A 22,748-nucleotide genomic window follows, 5' to 3' on the forward strand; every position below is an offset into this window, starting at 1 on the left:
GAGCGAACCATGTGCCAGCGCGCCATGCGTATGACGGAGCCGAGCGTCAGCGAGGCGCAGTCATGAGCGTTCTCGAGACAGTGCTGATCTTCCTCGGCATCCCGCTGGTGATCTACGGCGCGATCGCCGGATTGTCGTTTCTCGGCAAGCCACTGCCCGGCGAGAAGCCGGTCCACTTCGACCTCGGTCAGAAGTGGACCCAGCCTGCCGTGCTGTGGAGTGCTACCGACGAGGTGACCGGATCGGGCCACCACGCTGACTCGTCGCATGGGCACCATGTGGCAATCGAATCCGCCGAGGTGGAGCTGATCGGAGGCCGGGCAAGTGGCAAGTTCTAATTGGCCTGCGGTAATCGAATCCGAACTGCCGCACGGTTCGGTGATCACCAGCAGCGGTCGCGTCTCTGGTGTGCACGAGGCCGGCGCGGTGTTCAAGGAAGCCCCGTTCAGCGATGACGAGCGGCTCACGATGGACAACGTACTCACCGAGGCGACCCGCGCGACCAAGGTGCGCTTCAACATCTACATCGGCGATCTCGGGGCGGATCCGGCCGCCGGTGCAGACGCGGTCTTCCCCACGACCCCCGAGGCCGCGCATTCGGTGCTCATCGCGGTTTCGCCCAATGACAAGGCCATCGAGGTGCGCTCCGGCCGCGAGGTCGCCGATCGCGCCAATGACCGCGTCTGCCAGCTCGGCGTCACCGCCGCACTGAGCTCGTTCCGGCAGGGCGAGCTCATCGACGGTCTGGTCTCCGCGGTTCGCGTGATGGCCGCGGCCATCGGTCGCTGATTCAGTAGTTGTATTCCGCGTGCTCTGGCGCGTTCACCGATGAGGTGGACGCGCCAGTTGCGTTTCGGCTGTCGAAACGTGAAAGGGGCGTGCGCACTGGATGGCACGCCCCGTCTCAGTGTCGCGAGGGCATTCAGTTCTGGGCATCGAAGGCGCGGGTGCGCAGCGAGCGTTCGATACCCGCCTTGCCCTCGCTCACCAGGCGGCGCAGGGCCGGCGGATGGTCATCGGCGAGGAATTTGTCCGCCGCCGCGACCGCTTCCTCGCTGATCGCCCAGGCCGGGTAGAGCCCGACGACCACGGTCTGTGCGACCTCGCTGGAGCGGCGCTCCCAGACGCCGGGAACATCGGCGAAATAGCGCTCCACGTACGGCGTCAGCAGCTCACCCTGGCCATTGGGCGCGAAGCCGCCGACGATCGAGCGGGCGGTGATATTCGGGACCGAATCGTCGGACATCACCGTCGTCCAGGCCTGCTCCTTCACCTCGGCGATCGGACGGGCCGTCGCTGCGGCCGCGGCATGGCGCTTACCGGCGGCGGTCGGATCGTTGGACAACTCTTGATCGATCGTGGGCGTGGCCAGACCGTCGACGTCGATCTCACCGCCCGCGGCCAGCGCGGTGACGAGCCGCCAGCGCAGATCGGTATCGACGATCAGACCGGGGAGGCCGACCTTAGCCGGATCGCCGTCGAGCAGTTCACGTAGCACCTCGGTATGCCAGGCCGACAGCTTGGCGCCGGTCAGCGCGTTGACGAAGGCGAGTTGGTGGTCCGAACCCGCCACGGCCTCGCGGGCGAGCTCCAGCACCCGGTTGGCGTATTCGGGCCAGCCCGTGATGGCGGCCCATTCCGGATCGGCGTAGCTGCCGATCGCGGTGTTCGCCTGCATCAGGAGTCGTTGCACCACACCGATTTCGGATTCGGCGCCGATGCCGCGCTGGACCAGAGCGACGAAATCGCGGGCCCGCAATTCGGCCTGCCTGGTCATCTCCCAGGCGGCAGACCAGGCCAGCGTGCGAGGGAGCGGTTCGGCGATATCGGCGATGCGGTTCACCAGCACGTCGAGCGAGTCGGCATCCAGGCGCACCGAGCAGTAGGTGAGGTCGTCATCGTTGACCAGCACGAACTTGCCGCGTGGCACACCGACGAGTTCGGGGACGTCGGTGCGCTCGGCGGCAGCGAGATCGAGCTCGACGCGCTTGGTGCGCACCAGCTTTCCGTCCTGGTCGTCGTAGACGCCGACGGCGAGGCGATGGACGCGACGTTCGCCCGCCCCGGGTGCGGCGCCCTCCTGTACCACGGCGAACGAGGTGAACTTGCCCTCGGCGTCGACCTCGAAATCCGGGCGCAGGATATTCAGGCCGGTGGTCTTGAGCCACTGCGCGCCCCAGCCGGACAGATCACGGCCAGAGGACTGCTCCAGCGCCGAGAGCAGATCGTCGAAAGTGGCATTGCCGTAGGCGTGTTCGGTGAAGTAGGCGCGCAGACCGGCGAGGAACGGCTCCAGACCGACATAAGCGACGAGCTGTTTGAGCACGGAAGCGCCCTTGGCATAGGTGATTCCGTCGAAGTTGACTTCCACCGCGTGCAGGTCCGGGATGTCTGCGGCAATGGGATGGGTGGAGGGCAGCTGGTCCTGCCGGTAGGCCCAGGACTTCTCCACATTCGCGAAAGTGGTCCAGGCACTTGTGTATTCGGTTGCTTCGGACTGGCACAGCACCGAGGCGAAGGTCGCGAACGACTCGTTCAACCACAGGTCGTCCCACCACTTCATGGTGACCAGATCGCCGAACCACATATGCGCCATCTCGTGCAGTACGGTCTCGGCGCGTCGCTCGTAGGAGGCGCGGGTCACCTTGGACCGGAAGACGTAGTCCTCCAAGAACGTAACGGCACCGGCGTTCTCCATCGCGCCCGCATTGAACTCCGGGACGAACAGCTGGTCGTACTTGCCGAAGGCATACGGCACACCGAAGTTGTTGTGGTAGAAGCCGAATCCCTGCTTGGTCTCGGTGAACAGGCGCTCCGCGTCCATATGCTCGGCGAGCGAGGCGCGGCAGTAGATGCCGAGCGGAACTGTGCCGTGATCGTCGGTGTAGGCGTCGGTCCATTCCGCGTACGGGCCCGCGATGAGCGCGACCAGATAGGTGCTCATCCGCGGGGTGGTACGGAACAGGTGCTTGCCGGGATCGGCGATGAGCGTATCGACCGCGGCTGCGTTCGAGATGACCTTCCAGCTCGGTGCGGCGGTGACGCTGATATCGAAGGTGGCCTTGAGATCCGGCTGATCGAAGCAGGCGAACATCCGCTTGGCATCGGCGGTTTCGAACTGCGAGTACAGGTAGACCGAGTCATCGGTGGGGTCGACGAAGCGGTGCAGGCCTTCGCCGGTATTGGAGTATTCGCAGTCGGCCTCGACGACGAGTTCGTTGCGCTCGGCCAACCCGGTGAGGGTGATGCCCTTGGCTTCGTCGTAGTCGGCGATGTCGATCGGCGTGCCGTTGAGCACGGCGGAGCGGACCCCGCGGGCAACGATATCGATGAACGTGCTCGCACCCGCGGACGCGGTGAAAGTGACCGTGCTGCGGGAGAAGAAGGTCTGCTCGCCCGGCTGCCCCGCCCCGTCGGTCAGGTCGAGCTCGATGCGATAGTTCTCGACCTGCACTGTCGAGGCGCGTTCGATCGCCTGGTCGCGAGTCAGGTTCGGTGCGGACATTGGACTCCTTCGTGGTTCGAAGAACATGCACGGGCGGCCCCCGGCGGGCACAGCACTCACCACAATGCCACCTCGGTAAGGTTGCCCGCGCGGGACTTTTTCCCATAAACCCTATCGACCAGGATCGGAGCTGCGACGTGAAGCACATCCACGCCGGAAAGGTGCGCGACCTCTACGAGGACGGCGACACGCTGCTGCTCGTGGCGTCGGACCGGGTATCGGTCTACGACGTGGTGCTGCCGACGCCGATCCCGGATAAGGGCGCACTGTTGACCCAGCTGTCGAACTGGTGGTTCGAATACTTCACCGATGTGCCCAACCATGTGGTCTCCGCGACCGATGTGCCCGCGGAATTCGCCGGTCGCGGCATCCGCGTCAAGCCGCTGAAGATGCTGCAGGTCGAATGCATCGCGCGCGGCTATCTGACCGGGTCGGGGCTGAAGGAGTACGAGCGCACCGGGACGGTTTCCGGCGTCGCACTGCCGCCCGGACTGCGCGATGGCGACATACTGCCCGAGCCGATCTTCACTCCGACCAGCAAGGCCTCCGAAGGGCACGACGAGCCCATCACCTTTGCGGATGTGGTGAATCAGGAGGGCCGCGAGGTCGCCGAGCAGTTGCGCGAGCTGACCTTGCGGATCTACACCCGCGGTGCCGCGCACGCCGCAGTGCGCGGTGTCATCGTCGCCGACACCAAGGTCGAATTCGGTTGGGACGGTGACGTTCTCACCCTCGGCGACGAGGTACTGACCTCTGACTCCTCGCGCTTCTGGCCCGGCGCCGAATGGGAACCGGGGCGTCCGCAGCGCTCCTTCGACAAGCAGTTCGTCCGCGATTGGTCCACCTCCACGGGCTGGAACAAGGAGTACCCGGGGCCAGAGGTCCCCGCCGAAATCGTCGATGCCACTCGGCAGAAGTACATCGAGGCATACGAACTCATCACGGGGCAGAGTTGGGGCGGAGAGTCCCGCTGATCATCAGGGCGACTCGGGCCGGCTCGCTAGCTACCCGGCACTGCGTCTCGATGTCGTTTGCAACCCGTTGTGGGGCCACCACTTTCAGGCGGTATTGCCGATGACCGGACTGCGGCCCTGTCCTCGGTCATCGCTGACGACCAGTTGCTAACGGCCGAGCCCGAGCAGCAGTTCGCTGAGTTCGGCCGGCATGGTGATCATGCAGTCGTGGCCGGTCGGCAACTCCCACACCTGCGCAGCGGAACCGTTGGGCTGGATCGAGGCAACGGGTCGCCGGGTGATGCCCTCCGGCGTTGCGCCGACGCAGTGGATGTGCGTGCGCGGGATCGCGTTCACGAACGGGTTGTCCAAGCGGACCGGTTGCTGCAGGCAACGCACCGGCTGATCTGAGAGCATCGTGCGCAGCCAGGCGATGTCGGCCGGGTCGGTGACACCGAACAGGCCGAAAGGTGACGGTTGCTCGGGCAGCGGGGGAATGCGCCAGCCGCTGCCCGAGCTTGCGGCGAGGTCGATCAGGCGCTGGCTTATGGGTTGGACGTCGATCGCGGTCTCGCCGTCCTCCGGGACCATCGCGTCGAGATACACCAGGTGCGCGATCCGGTCCGGAATCTGGTTGGCCGCCGACGAGATGACCAATCCCGCATAGCTGTGCCCCACGAGGACGACGTCGGTGAGGTCCTTTTCTTTGATCAGCTCGATGACGTCGGCGACGTGGGTGTCGAGCCCCACTTCGGGGCCCAGTAGATGCGCCTTGTCGCCGTAGCCGGTCAGCGAGGGCGCGTGCACCTGATGCCCGGCCGATTCCAGCAGCGGTACCACTCGCTGCCAGCACAGGCCGCTGTGCCAGGCGCCGTGGACCAGCAGAAATACAGACATGATCGTCCTTTTCGATGTGCGGTAGTGCACCGACATTGGTGGTTACTTTTCTTGCCTCGGTACACTTTAGGAACCACAATCAGTGTGGTGCGCGCGATATAGATCGCGCAATAAGGCACATTTCGGTGCCCCGGTTCCTGGGAGGTAACCATGACCGCCACAGCGGGCGAGCCGCCACAGAGCCACGACGATGCGTGCCGAACACGGGAAGTGCTGGACATCGTCGGGGACAAGTGGTCACTGCTGGTCGTGCGACATCTCAGCCAGGGACCACGCCGGTTTACCGAACTCAAGCGCGCCATCGACGGCATAAGCCAGCGCATGCTCACCGTCACCCTGCGCGCCCTGGAACGCGACGGCATCCTGACCCGGACCGTGCGCAACGTCATGCCGCCCCACGTCAGCTACGAACTCACCCCGATGGGCACGAGTCTCCGCGCAGCGGCCCTACCCCTGTTGGAGTGGAGCATTACGCACCTGGCACACATCGACGCCGCCCGTGCCGAATACGACACGCGCGCCGACGCCACGTCCACCTAGGAGTCTGCTGAATGACCGTGTGCTGTCCCCGGTCAATCTGCGGGCCGACCGGGACAATCGTGTGGTGCAGGGTAAGAGCGGTGTGGATCCGGAGCTGACGGATGCTGCGGCGTTGGTCGGTCGAGTCCCTTTCTCGAAGGAGCGAGAAAGCGCTGCCAGGACTGTGACGACCATCACAGACCTCGCCGTGTCGAGAACATTGCGCCAGCTCCGTCCCAGGGGCACGAGCGGCCACGACGGGGCCGCGTAGCACAGGAGGAACGATGATCTATCGGATGGATCACATCGGCGTTGTGGTCGAGGATCTCGCGGCTGCTATCGCGTTCTTCGTGGAATTGGGCCTGGAACTGGAGGGCGAGGCAGCAGTCGGGGGTGAATGGGCGGATCAGCTCCTCGGGTTGGACGGCGTTCGAGCGGATATCGCCGTCGTGCGGACCCCGGATGGCCACGGCCGGGTCGAGCTGTCGACGTTCCATACGCCGGTGGCCACCAGCACTGCACCGAGGGCGCCGGTGAACACCCCGGGCATCCCTCGACTCACGTTCGTCGTCGACGCTGTCGAGGACGTCCTCGACCGTCTGCGCGCCCACGGCGCCGAACTCGTGGGCGCGGTGGCACGGTACGGGGACATCTACCGGTACTGCTACGTCCGCGGCCCCGAGGGCATCATCGTCGGGCTGGTCGAGGAGCTCAACTGAAGTAGATCGCCAGTCAGCATGTTCCGTACCAGAATTCCGTTCCAGGAAGGACTTTCCGTCATGGCTGTCGCCGATGACCTTGACCACGCCACCGACTCGCAGTGGGACTGGGTCGCTGAGCAGACTCGTACGTATCTGGCCTCGGGTGGCACCGAGGGACACGAGTCGAACGGCGTCTACACGCTCGTGCTCGCCACGACCGGACGCAGGTCCGGCATTCCGCGCCGCACGTGCCTGATCTACGGCACCGCAGGCGAGGACTTCGTCGTCGTCGCCTCCAAAGGTGGTGCCGACGAGGATCCGGCGTGGTACAAGAACCTCCAAGCGGACCCGAGCGTCGGAGTGCAGGTCGGCGGCCGTCGGTTCACCGCTCGCGCCCGGGTCGCGTCCACGGCCGAACGTGCGCCCCTCTGGCTCCAGATGGCGCGCATTTTCCCGCTGTACGACGAGTACGCACAGAAGACCGACCGCGAAATCCCGATCGTCCTGCTCACTCCGCAGGACTGACCCGGCGACTGCCGTGAATGCCTTTCGATCAGACTGTGGAACTCTCGTGTTTCGCAATCGCGCTGCGGCATCTGCCAGGCCAGGCGGATGGTGCGAATTTGTTCGGGGTGAGTGGGTGCCGGTGTTCGGTGGGCAAGGGTCGGTCAGGCGAGGTGTTCGGCCAGCCGGGTGAGGTAGGGTCGCTGACCTGCGCCCAGTTTGTCGTGCGCGGTGGCGAGGTCGAACCATTCGACGCGGTCGATTTCCGGGAAGGTGGCGAGGCGACCGGATTTGGGCGGCCACTCCATTTCGAAGGTGCCGGGGACAACGGCGGATGGGTCCAGATCGCCCTCGACGGCCCAGACGGTGAGGTTCTTGCTGGATTTGCCGCTGCCGTAGCGGACCTCGCCCAACGGCACCCGCTCGCCCTCGGGCACCGGCAGCCCGAGTTCCTCGAGGAACTCACGCGCCGCGGCCACCTCGGCACTCTCGTATTCCGGCTCGTACTCACCTTTCGGGATCGACCACGCCCCCGCATCCTTACGCGCCCAGAACGGCCCACCCATATGCCCGATCAGCACCTCGGTATCACCGGCGGTCCGACGGAACAACAGAATCCCAGCACTGAATTTGCCTGCCACACCGAGCAGTCTGCCGCCTAGCGCCGCCCTGGCGCGTACAAGACACGGCGGATCCAGCAGTCCTGGGGAACATCGAGCATGGCAGGACAAGCGATCACGTGGAGTCCCTTTGGTACAGATGGATCTTGTGGTGAGCCCCATCTACCAGGGACTCCACGGCCATATCCAGCATCCAATCGATTCGTCACCCAAGGACTTCCGTGACGGCACGCGAAACCCGTTGCTACATTGCTGAGATCACCTTAGTGCGAGGGTGAATTCTGTCCCGCTTCGCGATGTCGATGCGGCACAGTCAAATCGCATTCCGATGACCGGGACGGCAACGCGCGAATCCTCTCCGGGGATCGGGTTTCGCTCGACCTCTTCCGCCTTTCGGACCACCGCCTTCGCTAGCGATTGCCAGCAGTACATTGCCGCGGCACGCACGCAACGTCACTGGAGATGGCGCTCTAGCCAATGCCTTTGGCGGGGCTGTCGTCGCAAACAACCGGGGTCTTCGCGCCCTGCTGCTAGAAGAGGAGAAGAAATGTCCGTAGAAAATCGCGGTCGGTTCCGGGCCGGAGCGGGTGGGCGGAAGCGGTCCGGCATACTGTGCGCCGCTGTGGCGTTCAGTGCGGCGACAATGCTCGGTACCATCGGTATCCCGACCGCCAACGCAGAGTCATCGGGCCCGCTTCCCTCGTGCTATTCGCAACCTGCCGTCTCGGCGCCCGGCATCGAGGCGGTCCAGCAGCTCAAGCAAGACTATTTCCATGCCATCGATACCAAGAACTGGTCCGACCTGAGCACACACCTCGCGCCTGACGTCATAGTGGACACCACCGGCAGCGGCGGCCCCATCTTTCCCGACAGGGATTCGTTCATCGCCTTCCTGAAACTCACGCTCGGTAGCGCTACTACACACCACCAAGGCTACGACCCGCAAATCAAGATGACGTCCGCGACGACTGCCGCGGGTGTGTGGACGATGGATGACGTACTTGTCTGGGGCAATACGTTCGGGGTGCACGGTTACGGCCACTACTGGGAGTGCTATACAAACACCGACGGCCACTGGGTGGAGCAATATTCCAAGCTCACCCGTACCCGTATTGATCTGATCAACCCCGACGGCACGGTGATCGAGGCGGACGCTCCGCTCGATGAGGTCGTTCAGAAATTCCACGAAGCTACCGGGCTCTAGTGAGGTGATTTCACCGACTTTCAGTCGGTTCGGCGGTTTTCGAAATAGGTGAGGTCGAATGCGGCTACTGGACCAGCCACTGTCAGTCTGTCGTCGTGCCGGCGTCCAGACGGAGGTGGGCGGCGCGGAGGGTCAGGTAGTCGCGTTCGGGGGTACTGGTGGTGTGGTTGGCGGCGGAGGTGTAGCAGGTGATGGCGGCGGCGAAATCGCTTGCCATTTCGTATAGATGCCCGCGGACGGCGTCGAGGCGGTGGTTGCCCGCGAGTTGGTCTTCGAGGGTGTCGGCGAGTTCGAGTCCGGCGGCGGGGCCGTGCACCATGGCGGTGGCGACGGCGCGGTTGAGGGTGACCATCGGGTTCTTCGAGATGCGTTCGATCATGTTGTACAGGGCCAGGATTCGACGCCAGTCGGTGTCCTCGGCACGCAGCGCCTGCGCGTGCAGTACGGCGATCGTGGCCTGGATCTGGTAGGGGCCGGTGAGGCCCGAGGCGAGGGTGCTGGTCGTCAAGGTGATGCCCTCGGTGATCAGCTTGCGGTCCCACAGTGCGCGGTTCTGTTCGGCGAGCGGAATCAATTCACCGTGCGCTCCGGTGCGTGCGGCGCGCCGGGAGTCGGTGAGCAACATGAGCGCGAGCAGCCCGGTGACTTCGGTGTCGTCGGGCAGCAGTCGATGGATCGACTTGGTCAGGCGGATCGCCTCGTTCGAGAGGTCGGTCCGCTGTAGGTCGGGTCCCGCTGTGGTGGTGTGCCCCTCGTTGAAGATCAGGTACAGCACATGCAGCACCGCATCGAGCCGCTCATGCCATTGCGCATCACCGGGCCGGGCGAACGGGCGGTCGAGGGTGGCCAGTTTCTTCTTCGCACGCGTAATCCGTTGCGCCATGGTCGCTTCCGGCAGCAGGAAGGCATTGGCGATCTCTGCTGTGCCGAGCCCGCCGACCGCACGCAATGTCAGCGCGATGGCACTAGCGGAGGACAGGGCCGGATGGCAGCAGAGGAAGAACATGGCAAGCGTATCGTCACGATCGACGGCCTCGGCATCGGGCACATCGCGCTCGAAAACCGTTGTCTCCCTATGTCGCCGGGCCACCTCGGCGCGCACCACATCGGCCATTCGCCGCTGCGCGACCTGGGTCAACCACGCTCGCGGATTATCCGGCAACCCATCGGCGGGCCATTGGGTCGCCGCCGCGAGCATCGCCTCCTGTAGCGCGTCCTCGGCGGTGTCGAAATCGCCGAATCGGCGTACCAACGTGCCGAGGACCTGCGGCGCGAGTTCGCGCAACAGTTCCTCGATGGGCAGCGCTTCGTGCATGGGTAACTATTGTTCGGTCGCCGGGGCACCCATCACCGCGCGCACCTCGATGTACTCACCGATCGGCTTACCGCCGGGGCCGGGGCCCGCCGAAGCCTGTGCGGCGATCTCCAGCGCACGTTCCGGACTTTCCACATCGACAAGCCAATATCCGGCCAGGAATTCCTTGGTCTCCGGGAACGGTCCATCGGTGACAACCGGCGCCGATCGTCCGTCCGAACTGACCAGTCGTGCCTCGTCCGGCCCGGCCAGGCCCTGCGCATCGACCAGTTCACCGGTCTTGGCCAGCTCCGCGCCGAGCGCCCGCTGGAAGTCTATATGCGCCTTGATCTCCTCCGGCGTCCACTCGGTGATCGGGACGTCGCAGCTGGCGGCGGGCCCATAGGTCTTGAGCAGCATGTACTTCATTTCCGGTCTCCTAGCCTGCGGTGCGCCCGAGCGGCGCGCTCGCGATGAGGTCGGAGCTGGATGCGCCGATTCGACGCAACCTTGATAGTGATCTGCATCACAGCGATGTCGAGGTGTCGGCGAGCCGTTCCGGATCGACCTGCTGGCCGATCAACTCCTTGATCCGGTCGGTCACATCCCAGACGTTCACATTCATCCCCGCCAGCACCCGGTTCTCGGCATCGAGCCAGAACGCGACGAACTCGCGCTTCGCCATATCACCGCGCACGACCACCTGCGCGTACTCACCGGTGGCGGCATATCCGGTGTACTCCATGCCCAGGTCGTATTGGTCGGTGAAGAAGTACGGAAGGCGTTCGTAGGAAGCCGACTTGCCGAGCATGGTCTGCGCCGCGACGGCGGGCTGATTGAGCGCATTCGCCCAGTGCTCCACCCGAATTCGACGCCCGAGCACCGGATGCTGCGCGTCGGCGATATCGCCGACCGCCACGATGTCCGGGTCACTGGTGGCCAGGCTCGCGTCGACGAGTACGCCGCCGTCGGTCGCGAGACCTGCGTTGGCGGCCAGTTCGATATTCGGTCGCGCGCCGATCGCGACGAGTACCGCATCGCCCTCGATCACGGTGCCGTCGGCGAGTCGGACGCCGCTCGCCAGATCCACCCCGCCCTGACCAGCGGTGATTGCCCCGGCCTGATGAGTGGTGATCGCCTCGACCTGGGCTCCGAATCGCAGGTCGACGCCGTGGTCGCGGTGCAGATCCGCGAAGACCCGACCCATCTCGGGTCCGAGCGCCGCCAGCAGCGGCAGTTCGGCGGATTCGACAATGGTGACCTCGACCTGGGCGGCGCGCGCGGCCGAGGCGACCTCGAGCCCGATCCAGCCCGCCCCGATGATGACCAGCCGCCGGGCCGAGCCGAACAGCTCGATCAGACTGTCGGAGTCGCCGATGGTGCGCAGCGTGTACACCTCCCGCGCATCCATGCCCGGAATCGGCAGGCGGCGCGGTGTCGAGCCGGTCGCGAGTGCGAGCTTGTCGTAGCCGAGTGTCGAACCATCGGGCAGCGTCACGGTTTTCGCGCTCGGATCGATCGCGCCGACTTCGGTGCCGAGCCGGACGTCGATATGGTGATCGCGGTACCACTGGCCCGGGTCGACGGTGAATTCCTCCAGCGATTTCTTACCGGCCAGATGTTCCTTGGACAACGGTGGTCGCTCGTAGGGCAGGTAGTTCTCGGCGCTGATCAGCGTGACGGTTCCGGGGAAATCGTTGGCGCGCAGTGCTTCCGCCAGTTTGGCCGCGGCCAACCCGCCGCCGACGATGACGAAATGCTGATCGGAGGTCATAACGGACTCCTTTTCGGGAGGGAACCGGACGCCTGCGTGTCACCCTACTGGGACCAGAGGCCACCTTTGGAGAAAATCGGGCCTCCGGTCCGGGAACGAATCGCGCGCCCGTGTGGTTGGCCACGGATAGTGGCGCGGCGAATCCGTGCGTTACGAGCGTGCGATGGAGAGGAACTGGTCTGTGAGCGAGACGACCACCAAGAACGTTGCCGATTTCTGGTTCGACCCGCTGTGCCCCTGGTGTTGGATCACCTCCCGCTGGATCCTCGAGGTCGAGCAGGTCCGCGATATAGAGGCCCGGTTCCACGTCATGAGCCTGTCGGTGCTGAACGAAGGCAAGGAGGGGCTGCCGCCGCAGTACGAGGAGCTGCTCGCTACCGGCTGGGGCCCGGTCCGGGTCGCCATCGCCGCCGCGAAGGAGCACGGTGACAAGGTGCTCTCCCCGCTCTACACCGCGATGGGCACCCGCATCCACAACCGTCGCGAGGAGTACTCGCGCGAGTCCCGCAAGGAATCCCTCGCCGCGGTGATCGCGGATTCGCTCGCCGAGGTGGGCCTGCCCGCCGAACTCGCCGCGGCCGCCGAGGGCACCGAATTCGACGAGGCGCTGCGCAAGAGCCATCACGCCGGCATGGATAAGGTCGGTCCGGATGTCGGTACCCCGACCATCCATATCAATGGCAATGCCTTCTTCGGTCCGGTGCTGTCGCGGATTCCGCGCGGTGAGGAGGCCGGGAAGCTGTGGGATGCGGCGGTCACCTTGGCCGACTACCCGCACTTCTTCGAGTTGAAGCGGACCAGGACCGAGGATCCGTCCTTCGACTGAACGCGGACCTACGGCACGGGTTTCGGCGGCAATGCCGGAACCTCGCCGTAGCTGCTCGGATACGGACCGGCCGGTGGCGCACCGGCCGGTCGGCGCGGTCGCCAGAACAGCTTGCCGTGCCTGCTGCGGTCCCGCAGTGCCCACATCCGCCAGGTCAGCACTGGATGCGAGGACATGGCATTGCTGATCCAGACGAAGAAGCCCTTCTCCACCGCGGCCCGGTCGGCCATTTCGTCGAAGCCGACGAGTTTGTTCAGATACTTACCCGCGGCGAGGGTGCCCATGGCCCTAGGTGCGCCGCCATGCCGGTTGCAGTAGCCGTGGTTGTCGGCGGTGTACTCCTGGGACCGGATCAGCGAGCTGCCGATGATCGGCAGTGACGGCGCCACGAACATGCCGAGCTGACGCCAGTACGAGGTGTGCCCGGCCGCGATATGTCCGACCTCGTGACCGATGATGAAGGCGAGCGCCTCGGGTTCGCGTGCGGCGCCGCCGATTTCGAATAGATCACTGTAGACCGCGACATAGCGCCGAAACCCGTGACCGGAGGCGAAGGCATTGATCTGGCCGTTGCCGAGCACGACGTAGGCATCCGGCACTTTGGCCATCCCGAATCGGGCCGCCGCCTCGACCACCAGCTGGTAGCCCTCCGGAAACTGGGTCGGCGACATCTTGACGCCATTGACTCGCATGGACGCGTAGCTCATACCGCGCAGGAACCACACCACGATCGGCGCGAAGACCAGGATGACCAGGTAGATATTCGGCTGCTTCCCATCCAGCACGAGATCGATGCACGCCGCCAGCGCGATCAGCATCGCGAGCGTGGTGATCACACAGACCACGACGAGCAGCGGAATCTCCCATGGGTGCCGTGCGGGCATGCCGTACGGGGACAGGCCGCGCGGCTGCCGCTGCGGGGGCGTACCGGGTGGGACCGGAGCCACACCGTAGGGACCTTGGGCGTATGTCGTCGGACCGTATTGGGGTGTCGGGTAGGGCGAACCGGGATAGGGCTGGGGTGTCGTTGGGTACTGGGGTGTCGACGGGTACTGCGATGTCGATGGGTACTGGGGCGAATCGTGCTGGGCGGAAACGTGCCCGGCCGAGGTGGCGGTCGCGTCCTGAGCCTGCGCCCACCCGCCCAATGCGGGATAGGGGTCGGCGGGTTGGCCCGCCTGCTGGGGCGGCTTGGATTCGGGCGGCTGCATGCTGAGAACTCTATTCATTTGCCGGGGACGGGGTTCGGCGCCGTTGGCGTTGCGGACACCAGGGGTGGCGCATCTGTCGATTCGCCGCGGCCCCTAACAGTGTTAATCGCGGTGGCGCGGCGTCGCATGTCCCCTCTCGCGGCACTGCGAAACACGCCTGACACAATCGCAGCCATGCGCGTATACCTGGGTGCCGACCATGCCGGTTTCGAACTGAAGAATCACGTCAAGGCCCATCTGGAGCAGGCGGGCCACGAGGTCGTCGACTGCGGCGCCCTCGAATACGACGCACTCGACGACTACCCCGCTTTCTGCATCGAGGCGGCCCGTCGCACCGTCGCCGATCCGGGCAGCCTGGGGCTGGTCTTCGGCGGCAGCGGCAACGGTGAGCAGATCGCCGCGAACAAGGTGCCCGGCGCCCGCTGCGCGCTGGCCTGGAGCGTGGAGACCGCGCAGCTGGCCCGCGAGCACAACAATGCCCAGCTGATCGGCATCGGCGGCCGCATGCACTCCACCGAGGAGGCGCTGGCGATCGTGGACGCGTTCGTCTCGACCAAATGGTCCGAGGAGCCGCGCCACCAGCGCCGCATCGACATCCTGGCCGAGTACGAGAAGACCGGTGTGGCACCGGCGGTTCCGGCCAACTGAGCGCGTAATCCGTCGTCGCGCAAGGTAGGCCGAGCGGCGATGCGAGGCAGACCGGATAGGATCTCTACTTTCGATGCCTGAGGGCTATGCGCTGCACCGGCTTGCGCGGCTGTGGCAATCGCGCTTCGCGAGCAGTGTGGTGTGCGTTTCGAACTCGCGGCAGGGGGTCGCCGCCCCTGCCGCGCGCATCGGCGGACCGGAGAGGATTTCGAGCTTCGATGCCTGAAGGGCACACGCTGCATCGGCTCGCCCGACTACATCAGCGGCGCTTCGGCGGGGGTGTGGTGCGGGTTTCCAGCCCGCAGGGCAAGTTCGCCGCCGGGGCCGCGCGGGTCGACGGTCAGGTGCTCATCAAGACCGAGGCATGGGGCAAACACCTTCTGCACCACTACGAGTCGGGTCTGGTCGTACATGTGCACCTCAGCCTGTACGGGGTGTTCACCGAGGTGCCGCTGCCGATGGGGGAGCCGGTCGGGCAGGTGCGGATGCGGATCGTCGGTGACGCGTCGGCCGATGATCGCCTGTACGGCACCGATTTACGCGGCCCGACCGCCTGCGAGGTGTACACCCGTGCGGAGGTGGCGGCGCTGACCGAGCGGCTCGGCCCGGATCCGCTGCGCCGCGGCGCCGATCCCGAACGGGCCTGGCGCAGAATTCATCGCTCGCGCAGGCCCATCGGCGCACTACTGATGGACCAGCAGGTGCTCGCCGGTGTCGGCAATGTGTATCGCGCGGAACTACTATTCCGGCACGGCATTTCGCCACACCGACCGGGCACCGCGCTGACCGCCGACGAGTGGGACGCGATGTGGACCGACCTGGTCGCGCTGATGCGGGTGGGCGTGCGGGTCGGCAAGATGGTGGTCGTCCGCCCCGAACACGACCACGGCGAACCGTCCTACGCGGCCGACCGCCCACGCACCTATGTCTACCGCCGCGCCGGCGCGCCCTGCCGCCTCTGCGGCACGTCGGTCGCACACAGCGTGCTGGAGGGCCGAAACCTCTTCTGGTGCCCCACCTGCCAGGCCAGCTGACAGGTCTGCTCTACCGGAAGTAGCGGTGCACCATCTGGGCGATGCATACCGGTTTGTCGGCGCCTTCGCGTTCCATGACCGCGTCGACGGTGACTTGGACCGCGCCGTCGCCGAGGTCGGTGGCGTCGGCGAGGGTGGCGCTGAGGCGGACCTTCGAGCCCGCGGGGACGGGGGATGGGAAGCGGACCTTGTTGAGGCCGTAATTGATTGCCATCCCACGGTTTTCGATGACGAGGATTTCCGACCAGAGTGGAATGAGTAGCGACAGGGTCAGGTAGCCGTGGGCGATGGTGCTGCCGAAGGGGCCGGTTTTCGAGCGTTCGACATCGACGTGGATCCACTGCTCGTCGTGGGTCGCTTCGGCGAACATGTCGATATCGCGTTGTGGGATCTCGAGCCAGTCGCTGGTGCCCAGGTCGGTGCCGATGAGGTCGAGTAGGTCGGTGGGGTTGTCGACGGTGGTCGCCATGTGGCGCGCTCCTTCGGTTGTTGCGGATTTACGGTGTCGGCCTGCGCATTTGGCGAGCGTCGTCGCGGAGCAGTAGGCGTTGGAGCTTGCCGAGGGCGTTGCGCGGCAGCTGCTCGCGGAAGATGAAATATTTCGGGATTTTGTATCGGGCGAGGTTTGCCTCGAGATGGGTGCGAATCGCGTCTTCATCGATGACGTGACCGGCGCGGACGACAATGTACGCCAATCCGACCTCACCCCAACGCTCGTCCGGCACGGCGACCACAGCGCAGTCGTCGACGCCCTCCAGACCCGCGATGGCTGCTTCGACCTCGGCGGGGTAGATGTTCTCGCCACCGGAGATGATCATGTCTTTGACGCGGTCGACAATGTGCGACCAGCCGTCATCGTCGATGCGGACGATATCGCCGGTGCGGAACCAGCCGTCGATGAATGCCTCTTCGGTGGCGTCGGGTCGATTCCAGTATCCGGCAAAGACATTGGGGCCCTTGACGAGTAGTTCGCCCTGGCCGGGTCCTTCGATGATCTCGCCGGACGGGGTGAGCAGCGCGACATCGGTGAAAAAGTGCGGAACACCCGCGGATACCGGATGCGCGTCGGCGCCGTGGCGCAGTGCCATGAGCACGCCGGGCGCCGCCTCGGTCATGCCGTAGCCCTGTAGGGCCTGGATGCCGCGGGCCAGCCACGCCTTGGCTACATGTTCGAGGACGGGGGAGCCACCGAAGGCGATACAGCGGACGCTCGACAGATCGGTGGTCTCCCATTCCGGCGCTTCGCACAGCATTTTCAACATGGTCGGGGCGAGCGGGAAAACCGTGGCCCGGCAGCGCTCGATGGTGGCGAGGAACTCACTGGGATCGAATTTCGGTATGACAACGACGGTTCCGCCCGCGTACAGGGTGGGCAGTGTGATCTGCCCCAGGCCGAGTACGTGGAACAGCGGCGCGGAACACAAGCTGACATCGTCGCGGCCGAGACTGAAATGAGCGAACTGGTTGAGGGTGTTCCAGACGATATTGCTGTGAGTGAGCACAGCGCCCTTGGGGCGGCCGGTGGTGCCGGAGGTGTAGAGGATCAATGCGGGATCGTCGAGTCCGACCGCGTTGGCGGGCGGTGTTCGGCCGGTGTGCTCGATGATCGCGTTCTCGTACTGCTCGCCCAGGTGCAGCAGTTGGGCATTGGCGGAGCTTCGTGCGAGCGCATCGATGCCGGTGTCGGCACCGGTGACGAACACCGTGGGGTCGGCATCGTCGAGCAGACCGGCGATCTCAGCCGCCGCCAGCCGAGTATTGAGTGCGACGAAGATGGCTCCGAGATGCATTGTGGCGAAAAGCGTTTCGAAGGTCGCGATATCGTTGTGCCCGAGGTAGGCGACCCGGTCGCCCGGCCCGACGCCGAAGTCGGCGAAGGCTGCGGCGAGAGCATCCACGCGATCGGCGAGGGTGGCGTAGTCGACGCGGCGGTCCTCCTGGATCAAAGCGATGGCATGGGGCTCCATCCGGGCGCGCCGACGCGGCCACGAGCCTATTCCCTGATCCATCATCTCGACCTCAATCCCAGTGCGGTGATGGCGTTCTCACGCAGGATCAGCGGCCGGACCTCGTCCTTGATATCGAGTTGCTCGAAGTCCTTCATCCACCGATCCGGTGAGATGAGCGGAAAGTCCGAGCCGAACAACACCTTTCGTTTGAGCAGGCTGTTGGCGTACTTGACCAGTTGCGGCGGAAAGTATTTCGGTGACCACCCGGACAGATCGATATAGACATTGGGTTTGTGGGTGGCCACGGCCAACGCTTCGTCCTGCCAGGGAAACGACGGGTGCGCGATGATGATCGTCAGATCCGGAAAGTCGACGGCCACATCGTCGAGCAGCATCGGATTGGAGTATTTGAGCCGGATGCCGCCGCCACCGGGGAGCCCCGATCCGATTCCGGTCTGGCCGGAGTGGAACAGGGCGGGCACCCCGAGTTCGCTGATGGTCTCGTAGAGCGGGTAGACCGCACGATCGTCGGGCCGGAAAGCCTGCACGCTCGGATGGAATTTGAAGCCGCGGACCCCGTGCTCGACGACCAGTCGCCGGGCTTCGGCCAGCCCCGCCTTTCCTCTGGCCGGATCGATACTGGCGAACGGGATGAGGACGTCGCTGTGTGCGGCGGCAGCGGTGGCGATGTCTTCATTGCTGATCCGCCGGTGGCCCAGTGCGGCTTCGGCGTCGACGGTGAATACCACCGCGGCCATGCGGCGCTGCCGATAGTAGGCGGCCATCTCGTCGATGGTGGGCGGTCCCGACTCGGCGCCGAAGTAGGCGTCGGCACCCGCCCGGAGCTGGTCCGGTAGCGAATAGTGGCCGCAGCCATCGGTTTCGGCGTGTGTGTGCACGTCGATCGCGACGAGTTGGTCGAGATCCAGACTCATGACAGCTGCGGCGCGGTGGTCGGGATCTTCGGCAGCGGGATGCCGTAGGTTTCGAGCTGCTCACCGATCGAGGAGTCGAATGCCTCGGCGATCGCGTCGGCGGTCCAGCCGCCGTCGAGGAAGGCACTGCGGATTTCGCTCGGATGCGACCAGAGCGACAGCCGGTCGCCGCCGATGCCTACGCATTGGCCGGTGATATGGGCGGACGCCTCGGAGGCCAGGAAAACCACCAGTCCGGCGACGTCCTCCGGAGTGCCGAAGGAGGCGGCGCGGCGCACTACCGACGGGATCGGCTCCCCATTCTTCATTCCCTCGACGTAGGGAGCGAGGAAAGGAATGGTTTCGGTCATCGCGGTCGCCGCATTCGGGATGATCGCGTTTACCGTGACTCCCGCCTTCGCACATTCCATCGCCCACGTACGCGCCATTGCCGCGATACCGGCTTTGGCTGCCGCATAGTTGGTTTGACCGAAATTGCCGCGTTGACCGGCCGGGGATCCGGCGAGCACGACCCGCCCGCCGTGACCGGCCTGACGGAAGTGCTTGACCGCTTCCCGAACACAGGTGAAGGTGCCGCGCAGATGGACGTGGATGACGGCGTCGAAGTCGTCGTCGGACATATTCCACAGCACTTTGTCGCGCAGGATGCCCGCATTGGTCACCATCGCATCCAGTCGCCCGAACGCGTCGACGGCCGCCGCGACGAGTGTTTGCGCGGCCTCGGTGGTGCCGACCGCGACCGGTACCCCGAGTGCTCGACCGCCCGCTTCGGCGATTTCGGCGGCGGCCTTCTCAGCGCGGTCGGCGGCCACGTCGTTGACCACGACCGCCGCGCCCGCGGCGGCCAAAGCCTTGGCGTAGGCGAGGCCGAGACCTTGGCCGCTGCCGGTGACGATGGCGACTTTGCCGGTGAGATCCATATGCAGTGCTCCTTATCGGTGAGCGTCAGAAGATGAGGACGGGTTTGATCGTCTTGCCGGAGGTCATATCCGCCACGGCTTGCCCGATATCGTCGAACAGGTACCGGGTGATCAGCCTGTCGATCGGGAGCCGCCCGTTGCGCACCAGCGACACCAAAGCCGGTATGACAGTGTGAGTTTCGTTGTCGCCCAGGGTGAGTCCGACGACCCTTCGGCCTGGCAGCATGGCGTTGACGTCGAGCGCCACCTCGGCACCGAACGGTGGGGCGCCGACAATGACCAGCGTGCCGCGTGCGGCAAGGACATCCGCGCCGGTGCGCAGTACGGCGGTACTGCCGGTGGTTTCCACAACGGCGTCCGCGCCACCGGTGATCTCGGTGATCGCCGCGGCGACATCGGTCGTCGTCGCATCGATGATGTGCGTGGCGCCGAGTTCCCAGGCCAGTTCGAGGCGTTCGGCGACCTGGTCGACGGCGATGATCGTCGTGGCCGGTGACAGCGTGGCCGCCATGATCGCGGACAATCCGACCGCACCGGCACCGAGTACGACAATGCTCGATCCCGGGCGCGGCTGCACGACATTCCAGATCGCGCCGACACCGGTCTGGACGCCGCACCCGAGCGGGGCAATCGTTTCCAGCGGTACGTCGGGGTCGACGACGATCATGCTGCGCTCGTCGACGAGCGCGAGTCGGCTGAACGACGACTGCCCGAAGAAATGCCCGCCCAGGGGTGTGTCATTGCGGGTGATGGTGTGGCTGTCGTCCGCTCGCGCACCGCCGATCAGGTTGAGCGGCAACCAGGTTGCGCAATAGGCAGGGTGTCCGTCGCGACAGTTCGCGCATGCTCCGCACGACGTGAACGACAGCAGTACGTGATCGCCGGGTACGACGCCGGTGACATCGGATCCGACGCGTTCGACAATGCCCGCGCCTTCGTGACCGAGGACGCCGGGGAGCGGAAACGGCAGCCCACCGCTGGCGACGCCGAGGTCGGTGTGGCAGACACCGGCAGCGACCATGCGCACGATCGCCTCGTGCGGTCGTGGTTCATCGAGTTCGATCGGGGTGAGGGTGAAAGGCGCACCGCCGGATTCGACGACGGCTGCCCGAGTGGTGGTGGTCATGATGGGGGTCCTTGCGGATTCAATCGAGGGCGATGACAACGGATTTGACCTTGGTGTAGGACGCAAGGGCCTCCGGTCCGTATTCGCGTCCGAAGCCGGAGTCCTTGACACCGCCGAACGGCATGGCCGGGTCGAGCATGGCCCAGTCGTTGACCCAGACGATTCCGGCCTGCAATTTGTCGGCGACGCGGTGCGCGCGGGCGAGATCGCTGGTGTGCAGGCCGGACGCGAGTCCGTAGCGCGTGCCGTTGGCCAGCGCGACCGCTTCGTCCTCGGTATCGAATGCCTGCACCGTGAGCACCGGTCCGAAGATTTCTTCCTGCACTACCCGGGAATCGTTGGCGAGGTCCGCGATCACGGTTGGCTTGTAGTAATACCCGCCGTCCAGCTCGAGGCGTTCGCCGCCGCACACCACCCGGCCGCCCTCCCGGCGGGCCAGCGCGACATATTCCTCGACCTTCGTGACATGCCGTCGCGCGGCCATCGGTCCCACCACGGTCGCCGGATCACGGGGGTCGCCGACAGGTACGCCCGCGACGGCTTCGGCGAGGATGCCGACGATGGTCTCGTAGAGTGGCCGCGCGACCAGCAGTCGGGGACCGCCCATGCAGAACTGCCCGGTATTGAAGACGAAACCCTTGATGATCGCGCCGATTGCCTTCTCGATATCGGCGTCGGCGAACACGATGTGCGCGGCATTGCCGCCGAGTTCCATGGTCACCGGCTTCAAGGCCGCACCCGCCGCGCTCGCCGCGCGCCGACCGATCTCGGTGGATCCGGTGAACGCGATCTTGTCGACACCTGGGTGCTCGAGCAGTGCCGCACCGACGACCGGCCCTGGGCCGGTGATCACATTGACCACCCCCGATGGCACACCGGCCCGTTCGAACAGTGTCGCCATGAACAGCGCGCTGAGCGGCGTTTCCTCGGCCGGTTTGTGGACGATGGAATTGCCCGCGGCGAGCGCGGGCGCGATTTTGGAGGTCGACAGGATCAGCGGAAAGTTGAACGGAGTAATGGCGGCGACCACACCGAGTGGGTCGCGGCGGGTGTAGGCGAAGGCGGGCAGCGGCGTGCGGCGGGTGGCGCCGTCGATGGTCTGGGCGAGCGCGGCGCAGTACTCGTATTGTTCGATGGTGGTCGCGACGTCCACCGATCGGCACAGGGTGACGGGCTTGCCGACATCGAGACTTTCCAGTCGGACCAGCTCGTCGGCGTTTTCGCGCACCAGCTCGGCGATCCGGAGCAGGATGCGCGCCCGTTCCCGACCGCTGCGGGCCGCCCATTCGGCACCGGTGAATGCCGCGCGCGCGGCGTTCACCGCGTCGTCGACATCGCTGCGGTCGGCCTCGGCGACGGTGCCGATGACCTGACCGGTCGACGGGTCGTCGACATCGCTGCGGCCACCCGATGCGGAGTTGCGCCATTTGCCGTCGATGAACAGCTGTCCGTCGATTTTGTCGTTCGTGCTCATGCTTCCTTGGTCCCGTCCCGACGATTCGGCCGCTCGGCCGAGATGCGCCTGCTCTTATCAACAGGAAACCTGATGGTTTAAGTGATGTCAGCCACTATTCGCCACTAACAGGATTCCTGTCAATGGTCTATCCTCGATTTCGCCGAACATCTCGGTTCGGCGCCCGTGACGACGCAGCGGTGAGGAGAATGCTGGTGACGATTTCGGAGGCGAAGCCGACCGTAAGCCGACTGCCGGGCAGTCAGACCTCGCTGCTGTACGCGGTGAAAAGGGTCGAGCTGGCGGTGCGGGCGCGCTTGGACGAGCTGTTGCGCCCGATCGGGATCACCACATTGCAGTACACCGCGCTGACCGTGCTCGAGCGGCACGATGGCTTACCGGCCGCGCAGCTGGCGCGGGATTCGTTCGTCACGGCACAGTCGGTCGCGGATGTGGTCCGCGCGCTGGAAAGTCGTGGACTCATTGCGCGCGAACGCAACTCACGCAATCGGCGCGAGCTGCTGATCCACCTCACCGAGGCGGGGCGGCGGTTGCTTGCCGATGTCGCCGACGAGGTCGACGCGGTGGAACAGCAGATGATCAGCGGTATGACGGCCGAGCAGGCCGACGATTTCCGCTCGGCGTTGGTCCGGGCTTGGCATGCGCTGTCCTGAC

Annotated in this window: 24 protein-coding genes; 11 read left to right on the plus strand and 13 right to left on the minus strand. The window is 65.5% G+C overall.

All coding sequences use genetic code 11. The features are described 5' to 3' along the window. Nucleotides 1-62 precede the first annotated feature (62 nt). Together ACIBJI_RS11350 and ACIBJI_RS11355 are read left to right on the plus strand one after the other, a co-directional pair. Nucleotides 63-338 carry a hypothetical protein gene (locus ACIBJI_RS11350; RefSeq protein ID WP_364338894.1) on the plus strand — a complete coding sequence of 92 codons (276 nt, stop codon included), beginning with the start codon at nucleotides 63-65 and terminating at the stop codon, nucleotides 336-338. Next, entirely contained in the window at nucleotides 325-789 is a 465-nt protein-coding gene (locus ACIBJI_RS11355; RefSeq protein ID WP_364338896.1) for a DUF5130 domain-containing protein, read from the plus strand. Before ACIBJI_RS11350 ends, ACIBJI_RS11355 begins: the two co-directional genes overlap by 14 nt. Nucleotides 790-922: 133 nt before the next feature. Here the strand turns inward: ACIBJI_RS11355 and pepN are convergent, their stop codons facing one another. Continuing rightward, complete coding sequence (gene pepN, locus ACIBJI_RS11360) at nucleotides 923-3,505, minus strand: aminopeptidase N (RefSeq protein ID WP_364338898.1); 2,583 nt, start codon at nucleotides 3,503-3,505, stop codon at nucleotides 923-925. 137 nt (nucleotides 3,506-3,642) lie between these two features. Between pepN and ACIBJI_RS11365 the strand changes: the two genes are divergently transcribed. Then, nucleotides 3,643-4,479, plus strand: coding sequence for a phosphoribosylaminoimidazolesuccinocarboxamide synthase (locus ACIBJI_RS11365; RefSeq protein WP_364338900.1), 837 nt, complete (start codon nucleotides 3,643-3,645; stop codon nucleotides 4,477-4,479). Nucleotides 4,480-4,626: 147 nt separating this feature from the next. Here the strand turns inward: ACIBJI_RS11365 and ACIBJI_RS11370 are convergent, their stop codons facing one another. Further along, a complete protein-coding gene (locus ACIBJI_RS11370) occupies nucleotides 4,627-5,355 on the minus strand; it encodes an alpha/beta hydrolase family protein (RefSeq protein WP_364338902.1) in 729 nt (242 codons plus the stop codon). A gap of 150 nt (nucleotides 5,356-5,505) precedes the next feature. On the opposite strand from ACIBJI_RS11370, the gene ACIBJI_RS11375 reads away from it, so the two are divergent. The 3 genes from ACIBJI_RS11375 (at nucleotide 5,506) to ACIBJI_RS11385 (ending at nucleotide 7,100) form a co-directional block, all read left to right on the plus strand. Then, nucleotides 5,506-5,895, plus strand: coding sequence for a helix-turn-helix domain-containing protein (locus ACIBJI_RS11375; protein ID WP_364338904.1), 390 nt, complete (start codon nucleotides 5,506-5,508; stop codon nucleotides 5,893-5,895). 263 nt (nucleotides 5,896-6,158) lie between these two features. Further along, nucleotides 6,159-6,593: a VOC family protein gene (locus ACIBJI_RS11380; RefSeq protein WP_364338906.1), complete on the plus strand. Its 435-nt coding sequence runs from the start codon at nucleotides 6,159-6,161 to the stop codon at nucleotides 6,591-6,593. A 60-nt stretch (nucleotides 6,594-6,653) separates the two neighbouring features. Continuing rightward, nucleotides 6,654-7,100, plus strand: a complete 447-nt coding sequence (locus ACIBJI_RS11385; RefSeq protein ID WP_364338909.1) for a nitroreductase family deazaflavin-dependent oxidoreductase — start codon at nucleotides 6,654-6,656, stop codon at nucleotides 7,098-7,100. 143 nt (nucleotides 7,101-7,243) lie between these two features. Here ACIBJI_RS11385 and ACIBJI_RS11390 read toward each other — a convergent pair whose 3' ends face one another. Beyond that, entirely contained in the window at nucleotides 7,244-7,720 is a 477-nt protein-coding gene (locus ACIBJI_RS11390) for an NUDIX domain-containing protein (protein WP_364338911.1), read from the minus strand. A 601-nt stretch (nucleotides 7,721-8,321) separates the two neighbouring features. On the opposite strand from ACIBJI_RS11390, the gene ACIBJI_RS11395 reads away from it, so the two are divergent. Continuing rightward, a complete protein-coding gene (locus ACIBJI_RS11395) occupies nucleotides 8,322-8,903 on the plus strand; it encodes a nuclear transport factor 2 family protein (protein ID WP_364338913.1) in 582 nt (193 codons plus the stop codon). Between the two features lie 82 nt (nucleotides 8,904-8,985). Here the strand turns inward: ACIBJI_RS11395 and ACIBJI_RS11400 are convergent, their stop codons facing one another. The 3 genes from ACIBJI_RS11400 to ACIBJI_RS11410 all read right to left on the minus strand — a co-directional run bounded on the left by ACIBJI_RS11400 (nucleotide 8,986) and on the right by ACIBJI_RS11410 (nucleotide 11,971). Beyond that, on the minus strand, nucleotides 8,986-10,218 hold the full coding sequence (locus ACIBJI_RS11400; protein WP_364338915.1) for a DUF6596 domain-containing protein: 1,233 nt from the start codon (nucleotides 10,216-10,218) through the stop codon (nucleotides 8,986-8,988). Between the two features lie 6 nt (nucleotides 10,219-10,224). Beyond that, on the minus strand, nucleotides 10,225-10,626 hold the full coding sequence (locus ACIBJI_RS11405; RefSeq protein ID WP_364338917.1) for a YciI family protein: 402 nt from the start codon (nucleotides 10,624-10,626) through the stop codon (nucleotides 10,225-10,227). A 97-nt stretch (nucleotides 10,627-10,723) separates the two neighbouring features. Continuing rightward, on the minus strand, nucleotides 10,724-11,971 hold the full coding sequence (locus tag ACIBJI_RS11410) for an FAD-dependent oxidoreductase (protein ID WP_364338919.1): 1,248 nt from the start codon (nucleotides 11,969-11,971) through the stop codon (nucleotides 10,724-10,726). A 163-nt stretch (nucleotides 11,972-12,134) separates the two neighbouring features. On the opposite strand from ACIBJI_RS11410, the gene ACIBJI_RS11415 reads away from it, so the two are divergent. Further along, nucleotides 12,135-12,797: a DsbA family protein gene (locus tag ACIBJI_RS11415; protein ID WP_364338921.1), complete on the plus strand. Its 663-nt coding sequence runs from the start codon at nucleotides 12,135-12,137 to the stop codon at nucleotides 12,795-12,797. Nucleotides 12,798-12,805: 8 nt separating this feature from the next. On the opposite strand, the gene ACIBJI_RS11420 is transcribed toward ACIBJI_RS11415, so the two are convergent. Next, nucleotides 12,806-14,008, minus strand: coding sequence for a M48 family metalloprotease (locus ACIBJI_RS11420; protein WP_364338923.1), 1,203 nt, complete (start codon nucleotides 14,006-14,008; stop codon nucleotides 12,806-12,808). 174 nt (nucleotides 14,009-14,182) lie between these two features. Here ACIBJI_RS11420 and ACIBJI_RS11425 point away from each other — a divergent pair, with 174 nt between their 5' ends. Both ACIBJI_RS11425 and ACIBJI_RS11430 read left to right on the plus strand, forming a co-directional pair. Next, nucleotides 14,183-14,656 carry a ribose-5-phosphate isomerase gene (locus ACIBJI_RS11425; protein ID WP_364338925.1) on the plus strand — a complete coding sequence of 158 codons (474 nt, stop codon included), beginning with the start codon at nucleotides 14,183-14,185 and terminating at the stop codon, nucleotides 14,654-14,656. A gap of 218 nt (nucleotides 14,657-14,874) precedes the next feature. Next, nucleotides 14,875-15,690 (plus strand): Fpg/Nei family DNA glycosylase, encoded by an 816-nt coding sequence (locus ACIBJI_RS11430; RefSeq protein ID WP_397083937.1) that lies wholly within the window; start codon nucleotides 14,875-14,877, stop codon nucleotides 15,688-15,690. Nucleotides 15,691-15,700: 10 nt separating this feature from the next. On the opposite strand, the gene ACIBJI_RS11435 is transcribed toward ACIBJI_RS11430, so the two are convergent. Genes ACIBJI_RS11435 through ACIBJI_RS11460 form a run of 6 tightly spaced genes read right to left on the minus strand, consistent with a single transcriptional unit; the run spans nucleotide 15,701 to nucleotide 22,094 of the window. Beyond that, on the minus strand, nucleotides 15,701-16,159 hold the full coding sequence (locus tag ACIBJI_RS11435) for a MaoC family dehydratase (RefSeq protein ID WP_364338929.1): 459 nt from the start codon (nucleotides 16,157-16,159) through the stop codon (nucleotides 15,701-15,703). A gap of 28 nt (nucleotides 16,160-16,187) precedes the next feature. Further along, nucleotides 16,188-17,699: a long-chain fatty acid--CoA ligase gene (locus ACIBJI_RS11440; protein WP_364338931.1), complete on the minus strand. Its 1,512-nt coding sequence runs from the start codon at nucleotides 17,697-17,699 to the stop codon at nucleotides 16,188-16,190. Next, nucleotides 17,699-18,574: an amidohydrolase family protein gene (locus ACIBJI_RS11445; RefSeq protein ID WP_397083939.1), complete on the minus strand. Its 876-nt coding sequence runs from the start codon at nucleotides 18,572-18,574 to the stop codon at nucleotides 17,699-17,701. Before ACIBJI_RS11445 ends, ACIBJI_RS11440 begins: the two co-directional genes overlap by 1 nt. After that, the gene (locus tag ACIBJI_RS11450) at nucleotides 18,571-19,494 is read right to left on the minus strand and encodes an SDR family oxidoreductase (RefSeq protein ID WP_397083941.1); all 924 of its coding nucleotides are present in this window, start codon (nucleotides 19,492-19,494) and stop codon (nucleotides 18,571-18,573) included. The genes ACIBJI_RS11445 and ACIBJI_RS11450 overlap by 4 nt, the downstream gene beginning before the upstream one ends. Nucleotides 19,495-19,519: 25 nt before the next feature. Further along, a complete protein-coding gene (locus ACIBJI_RS11455; RefSeq protein WP_397083943.1) occupies nucleotides 19,520-20,620 on the minus strand; it encodes an NAD(P)-dependent alcohol dehydrogenase in 1,101 nt (366 codons plus the stop codon). Between the two features lie 19 nt (nucleotides 20,621-20,639). After that, entirely contained in the window at nucleotides 20,640-22,094 is a 1,455-nt protein-coding gene (locus ACIBJI_RS11460) for an aldehyde dehydrogenase family protein (protein ID WP_397083945.1), read from the minus strand. Between the two features lie 194 nt (nucleotides 22,095-22,288). Between ACIBJI_RS11460 and ACIBJI_RS11465 the strand changes: the two genes are divergently transcribed. After that, nucleotides 22,289-22,747: a MarR family transcriptional regulator gene (locus tag ACIBJI_RS11465; protein WP_364338941.1), complete on the plus strand. Its 459-nt coding sequence runs from the start codon at nucleotides 22,289-22,291 to the stop codon at nucleotides 22,745-22,747. The last annotated feature ends 1 nt before the right edge of the window (nucleotide 22,748 follow it).

Origin of the sequence: Nocardia sp. NPDC050408 (genome assembly GCF_044458905.1) — a bacterium.
Lineage (GTDB): Bacteria > Actinomycetota > Actinomycetes > Mycobacteriales > Mycobacteriaceae > Nocardia.